The organism is Aporhodopirellula aestuarii, from assembly GCF_023701485.1.
GTDB classification, from domain to species: Bacteria; Planctomycetota; Planctomycetia; order Pirellulales; family Pirellulaceae; genus Rhodopirellula; species Rhodopirellula aestuarii.
In genome coordinates, this window is record NZ_JAMQBK010000064.1 from 1 (window position 1) to 22,498 (window position 22,498).

Sequence of the window (22,498 nt, forward strand, 5' to 3'; positions counted from 1 at the left end):
TCCTGCAGACCTGCTTAACGCTTTCGAAAGTAACGACGGGCGACCGTTTAGACGTCACGTGATCCTGCATTCCGGGCCCCAGGTGAGCCCCTCGTTGCGGCTGCCGAGACGCGTCACCGCCCCTCTATAGACAAACTTTCAGATTCGAAATGGCACGGCGGAACGCTTCGTCGGCAGAAAATTTCACAAAATTATTTTTCTGGGTGTAAAGATCGCCCCTTTTAGAAACGCTTAAGGGGGTGAGCAGAGGGAAACCCCTCACATTGCCAAATAAACATCCGTCCACATTAGGGGTCCCCATGTCTCACCCAAATCGCCCCCCCGTTAGGAAACAGGGATTCACGCTCGTCGAACTGTTGGTCGTTATCGCCATTATCGGTGTGTTGGTCGGTTTGTTGCTGCCGGCGGTTCAAGCGGCCCGCGAAGCGGCCCGACGTATGAGTTGCAGCAACAACTTCAAGCAGATCGGACTCGGACTGCACAACTACCATTCCGCTTACAAGCAACTGCCACGGCAAAAGGGCGGCACGTTTCGCGACGGCAACGGCCATTCGGGATCGGCATCCGATCGCTCGAGAGCCAACAACGCTTACTTGCTGGGCTACCTGGTTGGTTTGACTCCCTTCATCGAGCAGCAAGCGATTTGGGAACAGATCTCTAACCCGAGCATCAAGCAGTACGGGCAAGCTGATTTGACGCCGGCGACGGGTTATCAACCAATGCAGGGACCGCCCACCGATGGAAATTGCATTCCGTGGCGTACGGAGCTGCCAACGTTACGTTGTCCGAGTGATCCTGGGTTTGGTTTGCCGGCACTCGGTCGAACGAACTACGCCGCTTGCTTGGGCGATACACACATTCATACCGACCGCGGGCCGCACATTCAGAAAGGGAGCGGGGGGAATACCTATTGGGCTCTCAACGATTCGTCTCAACATGAAAAAGCCCGTTCGGCTTGCCGCGGGGTCTTCGTAGCTCACCAAACGACGAAGTTTCGGGATATCCTCGACGGTCTTGCCAACACCATCATGGCTGGTGAGATCGTGACGGATGTTGGCGATCGCGACAAACGGACGATTTCGAAAAATGCCAGCATCAACCTTCACACCGACCCAGATTTCTGTGCTAACCAAGTTGATCCTGATCGACCTCAGTTCTGGCCTAGCACGTTGAATCAAGCGACGAGCGGAGGCCAGTCGACAAAGAACAATTGGCTCGAGCGAGCGACACACGCCCGCGGTTACCACTGGGCCTCCGGTCATGCTGTCGATAGTGGATTCCTGACCATTCGTCCTCCGAACTCAGAGAACTGTGCCAATAGCAATTTCTCGAGCGAGATGATCGCCCCCGCTGGTAGCCGTCACCAAGGCGGTTGCCATGTGTTGATGGCAGATGGTGCCGTCAAGTTTGTCACAGATTCGATTGAAGCAGGCGACCAGAGTGCCACCATGATCTTCTGGGGTAATAGCCCAGGGGGCCAAAGCCCATATGGGTTGTGGGGATCTCTCGGAAGTCGAGCCGCCCAAGAGGTGATCGACGAGGAGTTCTAAGGTTAACTAGAAGTAACCGAGACGTTCTGACGTGGCATGGGCTTCGAGCCTATGTCACTGCTTAGCGTACTCGTTATCGTTGCCATTGATTATCTTTCCCTCTCTAGGAGCGACACCGTGCTCGTTCGGTTAAGTTTGTTGTTTTTATGTTCGATGATTGTGTTCTCAACACTGGGCTGCGGAGACGCGAAGCCTCAAGTGATCGAAGGCGACGCCCCAGCGTATGATCCGGCTGACGAGGAACCCAATTATGGTCCAGATCCTTATCCACCTGTTTGAACAAGACCGTTCAACGGGACAAGCAGCCCGCCATCAAGTCTAGCGCAGCTCACTCATTGCATTTGGACATGAGTATTTTGCTTGGCTTGGTGGCCAGTGCCCCGAAAGCCGGATGCGATCGCCGTGTAACCGGCATCGCAGAGGTGCGCCAGGCTCGCGCTGTTAGATCACGCCGCGTTCGCCGGGCTGTGTGGTGTACGGAGGCGATATTTGCCTTCGCGTTTTCTCACACCACGCCGCAAGTTCTCTGCCAACGTTAAATTTCAGCGTGGAACCGGACTGCTCGGGGACGTCGATTGTATAACTGAAGGATTTCCAATGTAGCGGAACGGCGCGNNNNCGCCGTTCCGCTAAAAACGTTACTAAAACAATCGATGTCCCCGCGCCGTTCCGCTAAGTTAGTTGCGGCAGGTCGCGAGCCTTCGGTTCAGGCACGCACAAAGGTCAGGCCATACCAAACGTTGGTGCGAGAAACACGAACATGAGTAACCGCGGATTGCCTGCCAGAGACAGCCACGGCGACAACTCAATGCTCGTCCGAAAACATCGCCTGCCATAAGAGTACGGCACCTATCGCAGCGGACGCTAAAAAGAAGATCGTTGCGAGGACTGGGTAACCGAGCAACTGCGCTCCCGTGTCGAGTCGCATGATCAGCGATGCCCCCACGATCATCGCTGCCACAATCAACCCGGATGTGATTCGGTTGGCAATCTTACGCATCCCAGCAAGCAGCGCCTTTTCGTCAATGGAATCGACCTTCAACCGAAGCTGGTTCTCGGCAGCCAACCGCGTGATTTGGTTGAGTCGACTTGGCAAGTTACTCGCCAATTCAGCCGAATCGAGGGCCGATGCCGCGATTTGACCGATGCTGAGTTGTTCCTTCGCTCTGTCCGACAGCAGCTCAAACGTGTAACCGCGAATCAATCGCTTGGCATCCTGCCTCGGGCTGAGTTGCGCAAGCGTGGTCTCCAATTGCAGGAATGCTTTGCTTAAAAGGATCATCTCGAAAGGCAACACCAACCCGTGTTCTCCAGCGACGTTTAAGAACTCCACCAGAGTGCGTCCCAACGACATCGAGTTGAAATTATTATCACCCGATCCAGTCACCACTCGCGCTGCGGCCCTTCGAAACGCTTGAGAATCGAAGCCCTCGTCGGTCGTTCCGATCCGGGTGGCAAGCGTCGCGGAACGCTCCCCTTCGTCCTCGCTAAACGCCAACAGCAACGCCGCGATCTCACGCCGCAACATGGGCGGCAGCGTCACGACCATTCCCCCGTCGAGCAGACCGATCCGATTCCCTTCATGCAGGAACAGGTTGCCGGGGTGCGGGTCCGCGTGGAACAAACCATCCACCAAAATTTGCTGTAAATACGCTCGCACCAACTGATCCGCAATTACGTCGGTGTCCAATTCGTTGAGCACAACCCCGGACACATCTTTGATAGCCGCACCGGTCAAGTACTGCATCACCAGTACGCTGCTACAAACCATTTGCGGAATCGGCAGCGGCACGACGATCCGATCAAACGCCTCTAGGTTCTCAGCAAGATGTTGCAGATGATTGGCCTCCAGTCGATAGTCCAGCTCGTGAGTCAGCGCGTATTCGACCGCGCCAACGAGCGAACAGAAACGAAACTTCTTGCCCACATCAGTTTTGTCATCAACCATCCGTGCCAAGCGTTTGAGGCTTTCAATCTGTTCGATCGCTTCCTCGGCGATTCCCGGCCGGCGAACTTTGACGACCACTTCACGTCCATCATGCAGCTTGGCCCGGTGAACTTGGCCAATGGAAGCGGTCGCCAGCGGCTCGTGTGAGATCGACGCGAATAGCTTGCTCGGCTTGACGCCCAATCCGTCGATGATTGCTTGCTCGATGTCTTCCCACGGCACCGGCTCGACGTCGTCTTGTAAGCGTCCAAGCGCTTCGATGTACTCCGGCGGCAACAAGTCCTGTCGCGTGCTCGCGATCTGAGCCAATTTGATGTAGGCAGTCCCGAGTCTTTCGATGTCCTCCGCCAACGATTGAGCAGACCGCTCCTTCTCTGGATCACCCGCATCCGCGTTTGACCATCCGAGTTTGCCGGCTAAGTCGCCGCAGCCATGCTTCCAAAGCAGAGCGGATAGTTTGCTGTAATGGTACGAATCGGTCGCCAATTCTTTGAGCATCGTTCGAGGTTCCTGTTGCAGTTCGTTGTGTTCGAAATATTGGATGGGGAGTTGGATTCCTCGCCGAACGCGTTCCCCAGCCCGAGCCGTTCGATGGCGAGCGGCAGTGAACCAACGACTCGAAGACAAGGTTCTATGAAACGTGTCGTCCGTGGCTCGCCAATTGTTAAACGCAGCCCCCGAACACGCATGAGGGCCCTCAAAAACGCGACCGATTCCAGCAGCCATTCGGTGCAACAGCTAATAGCATGCCAGTTTGCTGGCAAAAATCGCCCATTCGAAGGTCGCTACCCAACCTGCAAGAAAACCAGCAAGAAATCAAAGGCACAACAAACACGAGACGGCACCGTATTCTTGATTCGCCTCGGATACCCCGATTCAATCTTCGTTTGTCATTTGAGGTACAAGGTCACCCAAGAAGAATTCCGCCCACGTAAAATCCCGCTGGCAACGGCACTTGTGAATGCGAACATTTCTACGGCTGAGGAACTTGCTGAACTTTGCCACCGCCGCTGGTCAGTTGAGCTACCTATTCGCAGCCTGAAAACTCAAATGCAGATGGATCACACACGATGCAAGAGTCCTCAAATGGTGCGTAAAGAATTCCACTGCCACATGATCGGTTACAACTGGGTCGGATGCGAGATGTTAGCCTCGGCGTTGCGGTGCAGATCTTGACCGACTCGCCTGAGTTTCACTGGCGCGATACAGGCGTTTGAAGATTTCGCTTGATCACTTCGGCTGGGAGCGGTTCGTCAACATCAGCAATGGCAAAACTTGCTGGAAGTCATCGCCGAGTTGGCGGTAGGTAATCGACGGTAAGACAAGAGAAAAGAGCAATCGAGCAGCGAGCTAAAACCCATAAGCTGATGCAGTTACCGCGCAATCCAATCCGAAACCGTTACGCCACAGCAGCTTAGGCTTATGCCCGTGCCATTCTGCCCGGTGTTGTTTTGATCTGGATTCCCAACGTTGAACAAAATGCAGCGGAGGCACTTTCGGCGGGGCATACCTTTGGTCTGTTTTTCATCGTTCAACTTCAGCTGGTTACCCATGCGTTATGCACGGCCCCCGCTTAGTAGACCCAGTCGCCGCCTAAGTAGAAGTTGATGCCAGGTTGCTGAAGCGGTTGCCCGTTGACGAAGACGACGTTATTGAGGTGTTCACGGTACGCTTTGTCAAAGATGTTTTCGATCCCGCAGACGAGTGTCAAGCCATCAATGGATTCGGGCTGAAACACAGTTCGTAAATCCCATGTTGTGAAACCTGGCGTGGGGACCTCGAGTAGGCTTGTTGCCACTCGATCTTGATTATCAACCACGCGGGCGGACACCTCGATGTTCCAATGGGCGTCCACGGCTTCATCGCGAAGCTTCACTCCAAGCCGCATCTCAAATGGTGAAATGCCAGGCAGCGGCTCGGCAGACGCGCCAATGAGACCACTGAAAAATCCTCGTGATAAACCAGTGATCTTTTGAGATGGGTTACCATCGGATCCGTTTGTCGTGGCAAAGTTTCCGTCGCGGGTCTGGTCTCGTCCGTCGGTTCCACGCAACGTGACGAATGGCGTAAGCCTGTCCTGCGGGAAGAGTTCTGCGAATGCTTCGCCCCCAACAAACGTGGCAAGATCCGTGTTGACATAGCGGAGACTGATCTGCTGGACGTCACCGTTGGGCGGACCAACAACGACGTTGGTGTTCTCAAACGTGATATAATCTAGCCCCCAACCGTAAAAGGCACGAAAGCCAGCCTTCAGTTTCTTTCCGGAGTAATCTAACGAGATGTCCGACTGGATCATCTTTTCCTGTTTCAGTGTGGGGTCGCCGGTCACGTTGTTGAAGCCATTTTGTAGCAACAACATGAATGGCTGGGCGGCGTAGAGCGACGTCAGGGTTGGTGCACGCTGACCGAATCCGAGCGACACTGTACCCGTCAGTTCATCGCTGTAAGTACGATCCAGTGCCGCATAAAGGCTCCATAGCACTCGGTCGGTTTGGCGTTGGTCCGTGCCAACGATTTCGCTGTAGGTGGCTGAAAATGAATCGAGACCAAGGTTACTCAGTTCGCTGTCATTCGCTGTGACGTCAGTTTGGACAAAGTCGACACGTGCCCCAGTTCGAAAGCGATACTCTTCAAACAATTCTTCGCTGTATTCACCAAAGAGGCCTGGATTGACCGAAAAAGATTTGGGGATCGGTGAGTTGCGATCCGTCACCGGAATCGGTATCCCTAGGGTAGTGGCGTTGGCTGTTTCATCGAGTTGTTGACGGATGAAACGCAAGTCATGTCCTAGCGTGAAGTCATAACCGGAACCGATCCATGAGTGTGAACTCCGATAGCCCGTCGACATGGAATCCACGTCGGTATTCCCAACGTAGTCTACACGATCGAGGAGAGGGAACTGTTGTCGCTTGGCGGGAGCTTGCGCGTTTCCGGTAAACTCAGTGCGGTTGTACCATATTTCTGTTTCAGCCCGGTCACCGATGGTCGCGTTTTCATCGGTGTATGTGACCTCGTAAGCATTCGTGACCAAACGATCGATGTCGAACACATACGACGGAAACTCAACATCGAATTGATCAAGACGCAGCAGTGAAAATTCGAGCGATCGGCCATCCCCCAAATCGCGTCCAATGGCCAAGGTAAATTCACTCGATTCGTACCCAGAGGCAATGGTGTTGCCTGACCCAGTCCGGTAACTATCACCGGTCCGGTAGACATAACTTGCTCGAAGCCCCCAGTCTTCGCCACCGCCGGAAATCGATTGTTGCCCCATGATCTGATTGCCATTCGAATTGTAATCGGAGCTTGTTCGCCCGTTCCACTGCAATCCGTTGTCCGATCTCGGCGATCGCAGCAACTGGAAATCAACGACCTGAAATGCCGGGCCATACAGACTGCTATATGGCCCCGGAATGATCAAAACATTTTCGACCATTCTCGAATCGATCTTGGACAAAGCTGTATCCAAATCCGCACGGGCAGGAACCCAGTACGATCCTGATGCGGCCAAAGAACCGACTCGGTTAGACCGAATACGGGGATCGTTCACGATTGGCGTTCGTCGCTGCACGCCCACGCTCAATGCCGTTGGCGTTTTGCGTAGCAGATCCCCCACATCCGTGGTCACACGCGAACTCGCCGCACTGCCTTCGACAAGATCGCTCGCCAAACTGTTCACTCCCGCCGAGGATCTTCGTAGCGAACTTCGGTCGAGACCGGAGAGTTGAAACAACCGCTCGTCAAGCGACGGGGAGGACGGTGGGATGGTAGATTCTACCGGTGCATTCACGGCGATCCGCGGTGCCAACAGCGGGGTTGGCTGCAGCATTGTCGCCAGTCGAAACGGCGAAGTCGTTTCAAGAAAATTTTGTGCTTCGAGCGGACTGGTTTCGTCCTCATCGAGTCCGGCAAACCAACTTGAATCGGCATCTTCACCAGTACTCAGGTCGGACAACGGAACCGACACTAATCCAGTTGTCATTGGCTCTTGACCGACCAAAACGGCCCCACCGAACGACAGCGTCATTGCCAACACGAAGTAAACAAGCAAATCGCACAAAAATCGCGGCCGCAAGGGACACTTCATGACGCACCATCGCCCAGAGGAAAAATGAGATATTCCTCACATTCGGCACTACCGGCATCATCCGTATAGCCCCGCATTTCGCGGCCGAACAGCCCCCCCAATCGTCGCAGGCTAACATTTTGTGATTGAGCCCGCCGATCGCCGCAAAGTCCAAGCTTTTTGCATCCTCAGAGCAAGGTTGATGATCGAGATATCTCCTCAATATTTGTCCACATGCGATCCAGCCCACTTTCGCCATGTCTGTAGCTCCGCGTGCCTAGACGCCTGGTCGACGTACCAGGCTTCCGCAGTCGCGATAGCCTGTGCGGCTTCGGATGGCTGTCCTTGCGACTGACGAACCGCCGCGATCGCCCACCAAGCCCGACCACCTAGGCTGGGAAATGCTTTTTCGTCCAGCAGAGAAGAGATCGTCTTTGTAGCAGCGTCGATCTGGTTCGCCGCGACCTGTGAGAGTGCGAGTGTCGAACGGAACGCTTCGCTTTCCGGAACCAGACTGACGGCTTGGGCTGCCAGTTCGCAGGCTTGGGTTTCGTCACAGATCGATTTAAGTGGGGACGTCGCCAAAAGCCACGCCAATCGTTCACACGCGGCCGAATCATGCTGATCAGCCAATTCTTTCCAGTACTGGACCGCGACTTCGAATGCCTCACGAGCGGCCTCAAGATCCTGGGTCGCCAAGAATCGCCCCTGGTGATAGGCGACATGTGCCAGCGACGCGCGGTACGACGGTACGTCTGGAAATTGATCGGCCAATTGCGTAAGAATCGCTGTCGCTGCAGCGAATCCCGTACTTGCATTCTCTGGACTTTCCTCCGCCACGGCGCGTGACAAATGACTTTGTGCGATCGCAAGTCGCTCATAAAAATCAGGACGATCTGGATACGTTTCACTCAGCGATTGATATGCCGTCAATGATTCAATCAGATGCGACTGGGAGTCCGCGGTCTCGCCCATGTCCAGCAATACTTGCCCCAAAACATCATGCGTTGCAGCCGTCGTATCGACATATCGCATCGAATTTCCATAACTCCGTGTTAGCGATTCCAAGAGAGTTAGCGACTCCGCAAGTATCGCCCTTGCATCGCCGCTGCGGTGGGCATCATGCAGTGCGATGCCGAGATCTGTAAGCGTCAGTGCCAGTTTTTCCTGATAGGCTGGCATGTCGGGAATCGCTCGATGGAGTGAACGGTACGCATCGACTGCTTCGCGAAGCGACGCCTCTTCTCGTTCCGACTGGCCCAAGCCACGATCAACCGAGGCCTGAGAAACCATCAAAGATCCAAGTGCATCTAGAAATTCTGGTTGGTCGGGTTCACTATGAACCAAACCACGGACAATCCTTGCCGCACCTTCGAACTGCTTTGCGGCGGCTTGCCTATTTCCGAGGCTGAGATCCATGCGTCCGATTAAATCCATGGCTTGTGATTTCGTTAACTCGTCCTTCGGCAGAGTTTGCTTACCCAGCCGTCCGAGTGCTGTGATGCCCGCCTGCAAACTCTGACGAGAGCGTTCGAAATCGTTTACTTGCAACTCTAATTCACCTGCATTAATTTCAGCCGCCGCCAAGTATCGCAAACGTCGGTTGATCTCTTGTTCGTCCGCCGCGTCCTCCGAGTCGTTCTCCGAAAGCAAATTCCGTAATTTGCCAACAGCTGCCGCATAGGATTCTCTCGCCGAATCAATCTGTCCTTCGGCCGCCCACGACAATCCGATCCGCGAATGGACATGAGCCGCATCGGCAGCAAATCGTTCGATATCAAGATCGCCACGGGGTTGCTCCAAGCCGGACATGGCTTTCGAGTAAATCTCGCGTGCGGCTTGTGGTTGCTCCGCCGCCAGCAGCAAGTCGCCCTGTCGGAGCATCGCCCGTAGACGCTCGAGTTCCAGTTCGGGGTCGTCGCTCGATCCATCAGCAAGTCTTGCATAGTCTTCCGCCGCAAGCTCCAGCAATCGTGAACGTACCGAACGAGTACCGGGAAAGTACTGCAGTGCGTCATTGCTCTGAACCAACCAGGTATCGATCGCCTCACGCGATTGACGATAGCGCGAGATTGCCTCGCCTTTGAACTGAGTCGCACGGAGCTTGGCTAGTTCCTCTCGCGCTTTTGCCTGTTGAATAAAAATACTGGCGACAAGCGTGATGACCGTCACTGCCACCAAGGCAACTGCGGTCGACAACGTCCAGCTACGATAGCGGCGAATCATCCGCCCCGCTTTCTCGCGAGCGGTCTCAAATTCCGCGTGAGCGAGTACTTTCTCATCGTTCATCCAACGATCGATATCGTCCGCCAGTTCGATCGCGGTTGCGTAGCGTTCTGTAGGCGAGTAAGCCAACGCCCGGCGGCAAATGGATGCGAGTGGCCGCGGAGCCACTGGTAACGCTTGGTTCAGATCGCGAAGGTTCCCCTCGCGCACGTTGGCGACCACTTCCAACAACGACTGGCCCTCGACACACAATTGGTTGGTCGTGATGCGAAACAGAATCGCCCCAAGTGCATAAATGTCGGTGGCGGGGGTCAAGAACTGCTGAACACCTTTGGCCTGCTCCGGACTCATGTAAGATGGTGTGCCGACGGTCGTTCCTTCTCTCAGCTGGCTGCCCGCGGATGGAAAAGGCAAAGTATCTTCATCGGTTTTGGACTCGTTGGGGGGTGCGTCGATCCGGGGCATCACCATCGCCAGCCCCCAATCCACGACAAGCGTTTCGCCATATTGACCCAGCATAATGTTGTCGGGTTTCAGGTCACGGTGCAAAATCCTTCGTTCGTGGGCGTAGTGCATCGCGTTGCAGCATTCGATGAGCCTGCGCAGCAGTCCTCGAAATGCTCGAGAATCAAACGCTCCCGCTGCCAACGGAGAGTTTTCTTTATGAAATTTCCTGATGGCATCGCCAAAGCTTCGACCACGAATGAACCGCATCGCGTAATAAGGCTTGCCGTCTTCGCAGGTGCTCAGCCCGTAGATGGGAACAATTCCGGGATGCTCAAGCGATCCCGTAACCTCTGCTTCGAAAACAAATCGGTCGCGACACTCTTGGACGTTTTCATACTTGGGTAGGATGCGTTTTAACGCTACGGTTCGCCCTAGTTCCGTGTCGCGTCCTCGATAGACAGCACCGAGTCCACCTTTGGCGTGCATCTGACCGGGCACGTATCGCATCGATGTTGAGCGATTCGCTCGCTGCTGCCAACCAGCCATGGCGTTTGAATGAATGTCCGAATCATTCCTGCCTCGACGCACTGTGGGGCTACGGGAACGTTGACTGCGCAGCGTGATCGCGGCCTGGATTTCACGTTGGAATTCCGGCAAACGACTCACATAGGACTCTAGATCGATCGGCAGTTTGCGCTCGTCGCGATAGGCCAAGTCGAGGAGCACGAGGTGGTGCGCCAGATATCGTTTGAGCGCATCGTTTGCATCCGCTGGAATATATAAGATCCAGTTAGGAAGCTCAGCGTTGGAACAATCCGATTCGAAACCATCGAGAATCGCTTCAGCCCTCAATCGATCGTCTAGTTTGAGATCGTTCGCGACGCCGCCATCGATCGTGAGTTGATCCGCAGTTTGACCATCCTTTTGATCGAACGAGAGGGCATCGGAAGAATCACTCTCTGAAATTAGGGTGCGGCCTGGATCGACCGTCTCACTTGGATCGGAGTCCGCCGCCCCAGGTGGAAGCGTTGCACAGAGCTCTTCTAATTCCGCGAGTTTGTTGGCAAGTTCGGCATGTTTCACCGGGTCGGCGCCGCAGTGCCGTCGCACGAAGGCGTCTCGCTGAGGCCCCGAGAGTCGATGTGCCTCGACAGCCAATCGAGAGGGATCAAACATGGCTAGAGCTTTCGTTGAATTCCAAAACAGCGGTCAGGCATATGCGAACGGATTGTGGGAAGACACGACCGCGAACTACACGCTGTACCTCGCCGACTCTGCGCCACCCAACCCCGATGATTTCCGATTCGATCGCTAACATAATCCATCCACCCTGCGTTGGGTCTCCTGTGTCATTGCATCTGACTCTACCGGATTGACGACATTGCTAACGCAGCGATAGCCAAACGTCTCTGGCTTGAAAACGTGTCGCGCAGTTTAAGTCGCTCGCTCCCTCAAATCCGCAATCCAGTTTTTCTTTCTTTGAGAATGTCAGCCCAGGCAGATAGCATGCAGCCCAGGCTCCCGTACTCCCTGTTCAAAGGCGAAGTTGGGCATGAACTTCAGTAGGAAGATGGCCAAGCTGAGCGTGATGTCGAAGATCTGCTCACCGAGAGCGTCGATTGTTGGCGAACTTTTAGCCTGGCTCGGCTAGCGGAAAGCAAAAGAGACGCTTTTGCTCCTTTGCTTGCAGGGCTGCCGCTACGTGAAGTCGTGCAATGAATCCGCTCGTCTTGTCCATGCAGTTCCCAAGGCTTGCAACGACACTGCAGCAAGGGCGCCCTATCTGCCCTAGGCCTGTCCAGCCACAATGGAACCTGAGATTTGGAACGCGGGACGGCTCGTTTTGAGCAGTGCGGGCTGGCGGTTTTCCGCTCTTGAACTGCCGTTTTTCGAAAGAAAATCTGCGAAACAGCGTCTTTGCCGAGCTTGCTGCGCTGGTCAAGAAAGGCCGGCCGAGTAAATTATTGAAAGCATCTGCCCATAGCTCGCATGAGCTATTCTGGACTTACCCAAGCAGGCCGCCTTTCTCCTCGTCATCTCAAAAGTTGCCATGGCTCGAAATCGCAGGAAATATCACGGTCACACCCCAGGTGGACTCACGAATCGGGCTGTTCGACGAGACATCAAGTTTTTAGGGGGCAAGAAATCGTATCTACGCCCTCGCTACGAAATCCTGGAAGCCCGTCACCTGCTGGCTGCTGACATTTTGGGGGCGTCTGAGCCGGTAAGCGAGTCGACCGCCACCGTCCCTGCACCGATCACGTGGTTCGAGCGATTTGACCAGGTCGACCGAATCGCGTTGGAACGTCTCGCCAACGTCGACCAGTTGCTACCCGAAGGTGCCGTAGGCCCCATCGCACCCGCGGCCGGAGAATGGATCATCCAGCTCACCGATGACGCCACCGCCGGCGTCCGCCAAGTCGCCAGTGTTGACGCATTTCTCGATGAGGGCACCAGTCAATTCACCGTCATCAGCGGCCTTGGCTCCCCTGGCCTACTTCTCGTCCGCGGGCAAGGTCTCTCACGCGCGAGCATGGAAGCCAGCCTAGCTGCCAACGAGTCGGTCGAATCATTCAGTCTCAATCAATTGATTTCCGGCCAGCAAACACTCACCAACGATCCTGAGTTCGTCGCGGGATTGATGCCCGGATTCGAACTCGTCGATGCCAAAAATGCTTGGGACGTTTCCATTGGTAGCCTGTCGACCGTGGTCGGCGTCGTCGATACTGGGATCGATCCGACGCATCCAGATTTGTATCTCAACATGTGGCTCAACCAAGGAGAGTTGCCTCCCAAATATCTTGATGATGATGGCAACAAGCTGGTCGATATCGACGGCGATGGATTGATCACGTTCTATGACCTCAACAACGCTACCCGAACAGCGACCGCTCCGTACACGCTGACCGTCGGGGGATTCGCCAGCGGTCCCAACGCCGAGTTCGTCAGTGACCTCAACAAAAACGGGCGCATCGACACCGCCGACCTGCTTGCCGATGCCAATTGGGCCGATGGACGCGACACGGACAACAACGGCTTTTTCGACGATTTCTTCGGCGTGAATTTCCGCGCCGGCGCTGACGATCCGTTGGAATCCCACGATCCCTCCGACCCACTCGGCCACGGCACGCATGTCGCGGGCACGATCGGCGCGATCGGCGGCAACGGCACGGGTGTCGTCGGAGTCAATTGGCAAACATCACTGATGTCGCTGCGGATCCTCGACAACAACAATCAAGGCGACTCGGGAGCGGCGATTGCCGCGATCAACTACGCCCGCGAGATGCGTGAGCGACTGACAACGAACAGCGACAACCGTGTCACCGAAGGTGCCAACGTCAAAGTTCTTAATAACTCTTGGGGCCAACCTGGCGGTTACGAAGCGTCACTTGAAGCCGCGATCGCCGACACCTACGACGCTGGGATTCTGTTCGTAGCCGCAGCGGGCAACGGCAACATTCTCGGCAACGGAGTCGACAACGACCGCACGCCGTTCTACCCCGCCTCCTACGAATCCCCCAACGTGATCGCCGTCTCAGCCTCGGACGCATCGGACAACCTCGCCGCATTCAGTAACTACGGCAAAACCAGCGTCGACCTGTTCGCTCCCGGTGTGGGAATCCGCAGCACGTTACCGGGCGGAGGCTACGGCAGCGCCAACGGCACCAGCATGGCCAGTCCTCACGTCGCCGGCACAGCGGCCCTGATCTGGGCGGCGCTCCCCGAAGCCACCGTCGACGAAGTCAAGCAAGCGATTCTATCCACCGTCACCCCAGTATCCGCAGCAACCAACACCGTCAGTACCGCAGGTCGCCTCAACACCGCTTCCGCGATCAACGCCGACGTCTTTGCCCCATCTGCAAGACTCATCGCCAAGCAAGACATCACCACCAGCGGCGGAACCACAACCGAATTCACGGTCGAATACAGCCACCGCAGCGGGATCGACATTTCAACCCTAGGCGACGACGATCTCATCGTCACTCGACAATGGGGTCCAGCCGATCAACTCGCCGCAACCCTTAAACCCGGTTCCATCGCTCAAACCAGAACGACTGCCACAGCGACATATGTTGTAACTGCCCCCGGCGGCACTTGGGATGCACTTGATTTTGGAGGCTATTTGATTTCTAGCGTCGCCGAACACGTCAGCAATGTCTCGGGCACTCAAACGGTCCGCACTCGCGAGATCGGCAGTTTCAAAGTCCACATCACGGATGATCCTTCCATCATCTACGTCACACATTATGATGACTCGTTGAATCCTGGGACGTTACGTTCAGCGATTATTGAAGCGAACTCGGCCTCGCCTGCGTCTAGAACAATCATTCTTGAGAGTGGACATTATGTAATCGAAATTGCAAGCGTTGATGACCCAGCATCAACGTTCCCTTATCCGGATCCGAAGCTCTACAGCGCCGCCCTAGCCAATACATCAGGATGGTCCAACGAACTGACGGGAGACTTTGATGTTACTGGGAACATTGCCGTCGTCGGCGACATTAACGACGAGACGATCATCGATGGCAATTCACTTGATCGAGTATTCAAGCTTCATCCGGGAGCACGCCTAGACATCTCTCGAGTCACGATCACCGGTGGCGTCTCTCCGGTTGACCAAGGGGGCGGTGGAATTCTGTCAGCGGGAACACTAACCGTTCGCGACTCCAATATTCGCGGAAACGTCGCCTTGGGAACCTCGCTCTACAAAGCAATTCGAGGCGGAGGGATCGCGGCATGGGAAGGCTCAGCCGATATTCTCCGTACATGGATCGACGATAACGAAGCGGATTACGGAGGAGGTGTGTTTTATGGTGCGCCGGCAAGCGGATCCGTGCTGCAAAGCACTATAAGCAACAACATCGGAGGCGGCCTGCACTCACACTCTGAAAATAATATATTGGTGAGTAATTCGACATTTTCCGCCAATCTCGGTGGTCAAGGCGCTATTTACAATGGTCAGCGTGATGGATTCGGATCTACTGAAGCTGCAATAGAGAGTGAAAGCTTAAGCATTAGCGGGGATGGCCGCTATGTCGCATTTGTCAGCAGAGCAGATGAGTTGGTTCCGGGCGACAACAACCAAAATAAAGATGTGTATGTGTTCGATAGAGTGACAGAACGCTTCGAACGAATTACCACCAGTAGAGAAGGGCTGGATCAACCATTTCCGAGCTACGAGGTCGCCATTAGTAGAAATGGTCGCTTTGTCGCATTTTCCGCAGGCGGCCCGGCATTTGTAGATAACGACAGAAACGAATACATCGACGTTTTCGTATTTGATCGAGAAGAAGAGACATTTGATCGTGTAAGCGTTTCCAGTAATGGATCTGAAAGCAATGGCCAAAGCGGGTCGCCCACTATCAGTGAAGATGGTCGATTTGTTGCGTTCGACTCTGATGCCTCTAACTTAGTTTCAGGCGACAACAATGGAGTAAGAGACATCTTTCTTTTTGATCGGCAGGCTAGAACTATTGAACGAATCTCCAATGGGCTCGGTGGAACTGAATCTGACGGACACAGCACAAATCCTTTTATAAGTGCTGACGGAACTCATGTCGTCTATCAGAGCTTGGCGAGCAACATCGTCCACAATGACACGAATAACACAGGTGATGTCTTTGTTTTTGATCGATTGTCAAGGCTGAATGATCGAGTTAGCGTAAGCTCGTCGGGTGTGGAGGCAAATGGCACTTCAGGTTTTTCTGGCAACTCTAAAAGTGACATCAGCGATGATGGAACGTGGGTAGTATTTCAGTCAAATGCTTCCAACTTGGTGAGCGGTGATTCGAACGGAAGTTCGGACGTGTTCTTGCATAATACAGTAACAGATGCCACCACACTTGTTTCGAGGTCTCAATCAGGAAATATAGGAAATGACGTAAGTTACTCCCCCTCAATAAGCGGTGACGGAGAACGAGTTTCGTTTGTATCGAGAGCAAATAATCTCGTGACAGGAGACTTGAACAGAGTAGATGATGTTTTTCTTTTTAATCGAACGCAAGGTACCACTACGCTCGTTAGCAAAGCTGAAAATGGATTGCAGTCTAATGGTTTCAGCTTATCACCCTCAATTAGCAGCGACGGGACAGCTATTGCTTTTATTTCAGAGGGAAACAATCTGGTTTCAGCTCGTAAAGCTATCACGGGTTACAGTCGACAGCTGTTTATTTCCGAGACGACTGACAATAAGACCACATCTCCTACAATACAATCTCCCATCAATTCATCGCTGCAGGCAAGTCAAGTCACAGTTGCAATGACGGATGGTGCTCAGCACTCAATTGCAGGCGCTGCGGAAGTCACAGACACCTTATTCTCGATGAACAGTGGGCCACTCGAGCCACTAATCACACCAGTAACCAATTCAATTTTGTCTTCGGTAGAGAACTCAGACAAAATTGGCAAGTTAACGAGAATAGGCAACAGCCCCCCGGTTCACCCGCTATTGTCCCAAAACCCGGCAATTGATGCCGGCAGCGCAATTTATTCGGGAACAATCGACCAGAGAGGCGTTATACGTAAAATCCCTGACGTGGGCGCTTATGAATCTGTCGCGGCCAGTATTGCAGGTCAAGTTTTTGTTGACCTCGACCGGGATCAGATTAGAAGCGAGATCGAAACGCTGGCAAACGGATTCGAAGTGATAGTCAGGGATCGTTTCAGTGGCAAACCCGTCGCCTCACATACAAGTGGCGGTGTTGATGTTTTTAATAGTTCCCCATCAGGGAGTGGACTGTTTTTAATTTCAGATCTGGATGCTGGGTATTATGATGTTGAAGTCAAGTTGAAGCCGAATTGGAGTTTTTCGTTTCCTGAGAATCGCTTGGTTCCCGGCGAAGAAAGTGGTGTTTCCGACGACGAAGGCAAGTTTTTTGCATACGTCTCTAACAACCAAGTCTATCTGTTCAACAAGGAAGCTCAGCAATCAATCCTGGCCAGCCCCAGCCTTACTGGAGGGCTGTCAAATGGAACAAAACGCAGCCTCAAGATAAGCGGCAACGGTGAGGTTGTTGTTTTCCTTTCGTCGTCAACAGACCTTGTTGCTGGTGATACCAATGGGCATGAAGACGCTTTTGCGTTTGATATAAAAACTGGAACCGTTGAGAGAATCAGTCGAGGAAATAACGGCATTCAAGCATCGTGGCCAACACGCAGCATTGATGTTAATTATGACGGAAGGCTTGTCGCGTTTACTACAGAATTTAGTTTTGGCCACACCGGCTACCAGACTTATGTACGAGATAGGCTGGCACAGACGACCGAGATTGTGAGCGTAAATGATTCTGGTGTTCCTGCTGTTGGGAACTATAGTCAATCTGGTAACTCGGTTTCGATAAGTTCAGACGGGCGTTATGTTGCGTTTTCGTCTCGTTCGTCAAATCTCGTCCCTGGCGACACCAACGGAAATGGGTCAGGCCAGGATATTTTTGTTTTTGACCGTCAAGAGAGGTTGATCGAAAGAGTTAGCGTTGCGAATGGAGGGGAGCAAGTAGACTCCTTCCCAAATGACCGCTCTGGACAACAGAGCTACTCCCCAGTAATTAGCGGAGATGGGCAAACCGTTGTATTTGAATCTTATGCATCCGATTTGGTTCCTAATGACACCAACAACAAACCTGACCTTTTTGCGTTTGACCTTGCTAGTCATAGCATCCAGCGTCTCAACGTAAGTAACGACGGACTAGAGTCATTCAGCATTGGTTTTTCTTCGTTTTCGCATTCAGTGAGTGACGACGGAAGGTTTATTGTATTTCACACTGGCGTTGCAAATCTTGTTTCCGATGACAGTGGAATTGCGAATGACGTTTTCGTGGTCGATCGCCTCAACTCAAAAATTGCAAGAGTAAGTCTAGGCTTCGATGGCGGCGAATTGCGAGTGGATTCAACGTTCCCTCGTTTAAGCGCTGACGGTAGGCTAATTTCTTTCAAAACTAGCTCCAGATCCGTCATTCCGAACGATACGACAATCGGCACTCAAACATATGAAGTTGCAAATCCTTTTGCGACACCAGGTAGATCTACCAGACTTGCATTTGGTGATATTGTTACGGGTTTTGACTTACCCATTCTCCCTGATCCAGGTAAAATCGACGGAAGGATTTTCGTTGATAACCTCGTTCCAAATGGACAATACGACGCGGGCGAGTTTGGCTTGAGCAATGTTTTGGTCTACTTGGACGCAAATAGGAACTCGGCATTCGATTTCGGGGAGCGAGCAACACTCACTACAACGGATGGAACCTTTGTATTTCTGGACGTGCCAGCCGAACTTGAATATTTAGTCTCGGTCGTTGCTCCCTCGGGTTACGAATACTCGTTAGATCGGTCTCAAGGTATCGCCCAAAAGGTATTTTTGCAGGCCGGTGGGTCAATCACCGACCGCGCCTTTGCATTTAATCAAGTTAATTCAACCGGACAATCGAGTGCCTCGGCGGTTCGCGGTCGATTGTTCGATGACAAGAATGCCAACGGCGTTTTTGACTCGGAAATCGACACTCCGCTTGTGAACAAGGAAGTCTATCTTGACGCTTCAAATTTCGGTATCCGCGATGCCAATGAGCCTCGAGAGCTTACGGATGCGAATGGGATGTATTCGTTTACGGGCTTGAGCTCTCGCAATGTGGCGGTGTCGACGACGTTGGATTCGACACTGGTGCATGTGACTCCGCTGGGAAGTGATTTTCAACTGGCCCAGTACCCGCTGTTCCCCACCGTGCAGCCGTTTGGAAATCCTCAGTCGATTGGCAGCGGCGATTTTAATGGGGATGGGTTCTTGGATGTCGCTGTCGCTCTTGGCGAAGGGAACAAGCTGAGCATTCGGCTGAACGATGGCAGCGGTGGGTTCTTGCCGGATCAGATCAATGTTGATTTGGGACAGTCCGGATCGGGGCCGACGTCGCTTGTGGTGGGGCAGTTCGATGATGACTCGAAGTTGGATGTCGCGCTGACCGCCAACTTTGCAGGCAATGTCACCGTACTGTTAAACTTCGATCCGGTGACGAAGTCGTTTGGATCGACGACTTATGTGAAGGTGGGCGATGAACCGTTGGATATCGCGGCAGGTCAGTTTGGTGGCGATGCGAAGCCGGATTTGGTGGTGGTCAATAAGGTCGGCAATACCGTGCAATTGCTAACCAATAACGGTAGTGGTGTGTTTACCGCCGGGACCGCCGTGCTGTCGGGTGGCAAAGGGTCGTCATCGATCGTGGTGGGGCGTTTCAGTGGCGATGCGCTGGATGATGTGGCGGTGATTCACTCCAGTCCGAAGGACACGACGTCGCCGTTCGGTGGCGTCACGGTGCTCGCGGGCAATGGTGTGGGCGGATTGGCGCTGCAGCCGAGTTACTACCAAGTCGGTGCTTTGCCGATCGACTCGGTGACAGCGGACTTTAATAAGGATGGTCGTGCGGATTTGGCGGTCGCTAATTTCTCTTCGAATTCGATCTCGGTGTTATTGGGTCAAGCCGATGGGTCGTTTAAGGTTCAAACTGCGATTCTTGGAACCGCCAGTGGTGCGTTTGATATCGCCTTTGGCGATGTTGACAACGACGGCGATGTGGATTTGATCGCTAGCAATTTGAGGGATCGCAACATCTCGATCTTCCGTAACGATGGACCGGATGCGACGGGTGATGTGCAGTTCCAACCGCTGGAGAACATTGGGCTCGGCCAGTTCTCACTGGCTCAGCGGATGCCGCTAGTCGTGGCGAACTTTGATAACGACACCTCAGGACCAGGAGGCACGGGGACGATCGACATTGTCACGATTCCGCAAAAGTCCGACACGCTGCATGTTCTCAAGAACCGTCTCGTGAACGGCTCCCGCCGCGTGGCGCTGACTGGGTTGAATGTTGTTACTGGCGTGGACTTTATCATCAAGCCGGCAATCTTGCCGCCATCGTTCAATGTGATCGGCAATCCGCTAGATATCTTTGAAGATTCAGCCCAGCAGTCAATCACCATCAGCGGAATCACGAAGGGCCGCACGACGGGGCCGGCGCTACAGTTCTCAGCGACGAGCTCCAACCCGTCAGTGATCAGCACCGCGTCGGTGACTTATGCGGGGGCTAGTACGGGCACGGTAAACTACACGCCGGTAGCAGACAAAAGCGGTTCGTCGGTGATCACCGTTCGGGCGGTCGATGCAGGTGCCGATGGTCTGTTTGGTGGTGCCGATGATGGCATCTTTGAACGGTCGTTTACGGTGACGGTGCTAGCGGTGAATGATCCGCCTGTGTTCAACCTGCTGGCGGAAGCCTCTGCGAAACAGACCGATGGCGTGACGACGGTTCTTAACTTTGTAACTGGAGTCGGAAATGGCGGTGGTGCGGATGAGAGTTCGCAAACTCGTAATCCACTCGTGGTCACGGCGACGGACACGTCATTCTTCACCACCCAGCCGGCGATCAATGCCGCGGGAACGTTGACGTTCACGCCGAACCCGAACAAGTCCGGCAGTGTTCCGGTCACAGTGACGCTCAAGGACAGCGGTGGTCGTGCCAACGGCGGCGTTGACACGACGACGAAGACGTTCCTGGTGAACGTTTTGCCGGTGAACGATCCGCCTTCGTTCGCGTTGATAGCAAACCCGAATCGCAGTGTACTGCAAACGGCAGGTCCGCAGACATTCAACAACTTCGTCGCTTCCTTCTCGCCCGGAGGCGGACCTGACGAGTCGACTCAAACGGTGTCGGACTACATCATCACTGTCGACGCCCCGGGAATCTTTTCGGTGTTTCCTGATATCGATAATAACGGGACGTTGACGTTCACCCCGGCGACCGATCGCACTGGCGTTGCAACGGTGAGCGTGCGAGTGCGCGATACGGGCGGCCAAGCTAACGGTGGCATCGATTTGTCAGCCGCCCAGTCATTCACGATCGCGGTGACGGGTGCGCCAGACACACTGGCTCCAACGCCCGTGATCACAACGCCCGGAATCAGCTCCTTGACCAATCAGAAGACGTTCGATGTCGAAGTGGATTTCAAGGAACCTTTGACGGCCGGTACGTTCACCCTTGCGGATTTCACCGTTACAGGTGCCAGTGGTAGGAAGTCCAATCTGCGCGACTTGGGTGCTGGCAAATATCTTATCGAGTACACGAGTACGAGTGATGGCGCGGTGACTTTCGGTGTCGCCGCGAGTATAGCAACCGACTTGGCAGGTAACCCAAACCTCGCCGCAGTCTCAGTCGCGCGGACGATCGATTCGGTCGGCATGACACCGACGCTGGACTCGACGGTTGCGTTACTATCAAACGCCGCGAGCTTTGTCGTGGCGATTGATTTCAAGGAAGCCGCGACGGGTTTTGCGATCACGGATCTGGTGGTCTTAAACGGCACCGCCTCCAATCTGCAAACGGTCAATGCGACGACGGGCAAGTACAATGTCACCATCACTCCGGAATTCGATGGGAACGTGACCGTACTGTTGCCCGCCAACGCGGTGACGGATGCGGCAGGAAACGGAAACTTGTCCGCTTTGCCTTTGGTGCGATCATTCGACCGGACGGCTCCCGTTGCGGTTCTGAGTACGGACCAACCGTCCACAACGAACAAAACCAACTTCGACGTGATCGTTGAATTCAGCGAAACCGTGTCTACTCCAGTCAAATCGAACCTGATCGTTTCAGGCGGAACGGCGAGCGATCCGGTGCTGGTCAGCCCACGACGTTATCGCTATGCGATCACAGCCACGGGCATTTCGGTAAACATGCAGTTTGCGGCCAATGCCGTCACGGACATGGCTGGCAATCACAACACAGCCTCCAATTCGATCAGCCTCACGATCGATTCTTCCACGTTCGTGCCAGCCCTCAGTTCCACCAGTGCGAGCGAGCTCAATACGCTGTCGTTCCCAGTTGCCGTGGACTTTGGTAAATCCGTCGCTGGATTTGTCTTGGCTGATGTAACGGTCCTCAATGGAACGGCGACGAACTTGGCGCCCGTTGATGCGGCCACTGGAAAATACTCGTTGGCGATCACGGCGCCTGGCGATGGGGATGTTTCGGTGTTGATCGCGGCGGGGGTCGTTGAGGATACCGGTGGCAATAATAACTCTGCCTCCAGCACGCTCGTTCGAACGATCGATCGCACCGCGTCAAGACCAACGCTGACAGCCAGCGTTGGGACGCTAACGAATCAGCCGGTGTTCACATTAACGGTTGATTTTGGTGAGAACGTGACGGGTTTCACCGTGACCGATGTGGTGGCGAGTGGAGCAACGCTCAGCGCACCCGAGATTCTCGGTAACGGACG

General features: G+C 54.1%; 10 protein-coding genes and 1 pseudogene. 5 read left to right on the plus strand and 6 right to left on the minus strand.

Going from position 1 to position 22,498, the window contains the following annotated elements:
- The first annotated feature begins 299 nt into the window (after positions 1 to 299).
- Complete coding sequence (locus NB063_RS24030; RefSeq protein ID WP_250931495.1) at positions 300 to 1,550, plus strand: DUF1559 domain-containing protein; 1,251 nt, start codon at positions 300 to 302, stop codon at positions 1,548 to 1,550.
- 805 nt (positions 1,551 to 2,355) lie between these two features.
- Here the strand turns inward: NB063_RS24030 and NB063_RS24035 are convergent.
- A complete protein-coding gene (locus tag NB063_RS24035) occupies positions 2,356 to 3,996 on the minus strand; it encodes an ABC1 kinase family protein (RefSeq protein ID WP_250931496.1) in 1,641 nt (546 codons plus the stop codon).
- A gap of 189 nt (positions 3,997 to 4,185) precedes the next feature.
- Between NB063_RS24035 and NB063_RS24040 the strand changes: the two genes are divergently transcribed.
- Positions 4,186 to 4,674, plus strand: a complete 489-nt coding sequence (locus NB063_RS24040; protein ID WP_250931504.1) for a transposase — start codon at positions 4,186 to 4,188, stop codon at positions 4,672 to 4,674.
- 397 nt (positions 4,675 to 5,071) lie between these two features.
- On the opposite strand, the gene NB063_RS24045 is transcribed toward NB063_RS24040, so the two are convergent.
- Positions 5,072 to 7,585, minus strand: coding sequence for a TonB-dependent receptor (locus tag NB063_RS24045; RefSeq protein WP_250931506.1), 2,514 nt, complete (start codon positions 7,583 to 7,585; stop codon positions 5,072 to 5,074).
- Positions 7,586 to 7,783: 198 nt separating this feature from the next.
- Positions 7,784 to 11,413 carry a serine/threonine-protein kinase gene (locus NB063_RS24050; RefSeq protein ID WP_250931507.1) on the minus strand — a complete coding sequence of 1,210 codons (3,630 nt, stop codon included), beginning with the start codon at positions 11,411 to 11,413 and terminating at the stop codon, positions 7,784 to 7,786.
- On the opposite strand from NB063_RS24050, the gene NB063_RS24055 reads away from it, so the two are divergent.
- The gene (locus tag NB063_RS24055) at positions 11,412 to 11,552 is read left to right on the plus strand and encodes a hypothetical protein (protein WP_250931509.1); all 141 of its coding nucleotides are present in this window, start codon (positions 11,412 to 11,414) and stop codon (positions 11,550 to 11,552) included. The two genes, NB063_RS24050 and NB063_RS24055, sit on opposite strands and share 2 nt — an antisense overlap.
- Before the next feature lie 1,014 nt (positions 11,553 to 12,566).
- On the opposite strand, the gene NB063_RS32325 is transcribed toward NB063_RS24055, so the two are convergent.
- Complete coding sequence (locus NB063_RS32325; RefSeq protein ID WP_261367563.1) at positions 12,567 to 12,698, minus strand: hypothetical protein; 132 nt, start codon at positions 12,696 to 12,698, stop codon at positions 12,567 to 12,569.
- A gap of 303 nt (positions 12,699 to 13,001) precedes the next feature.
- Between NB063_RS32325 and NB063_RS32680 the strand changes: the two are divergent.
- Positions 13,002 to 13,955: pseudogene (locus NB063_RS32680) on the plus strand (S8 family serine peptidase); the annotation flags it as partial.
- Here NB063_RS32680 and NB063_RS24065 read toward each other — a convergent pair.
- Together NB063_RS24065 and NB063_RS24070 are read right to left on the minus strand one after the other, a co-directional pair.
- A complete protein-coding gene (locus NB063_RS24065) occupies positions 13,919 to 14,188 on the minus strand; it encodes a hypothetical protein (RefSeq protein WP_250931512.1) in 270 nt (89 codons plus the stop codon). The pseudogene NB063_RS32680 and the gene NB063_RS24065 sit on opposite strands and share 37 nt — an antisense overlap.
- Positions 14,189 to 14,195: 7 nt before the next feature.
- The gene (locus NB063_RS24070; RefSeq protein ID WP_250931514.1) at positions 14,196 to 14,483 is read right to left on the minus strand and encodes a hypothetical protein; all 288 of its coding nucleotides are present in this window, start codon (positions 14,481 to 14,483) and stop codon (positions 14,196 to 14,198) included.
- A 12-nt stretch (positions 14,484 to 14,495) separates the two neighbouring features.
- Between NB063_RS24070 and NB063_RS24075 the strand changes: the two genes are divergently transcribed.
- The coding region (locus NB063_RS24075) for an Ig-like domain-containing protein (protein ID WP_250931515.1) at positions 14,496 to 22,498 on the plus strand (8,003 nt) is incomplete at its 3' end.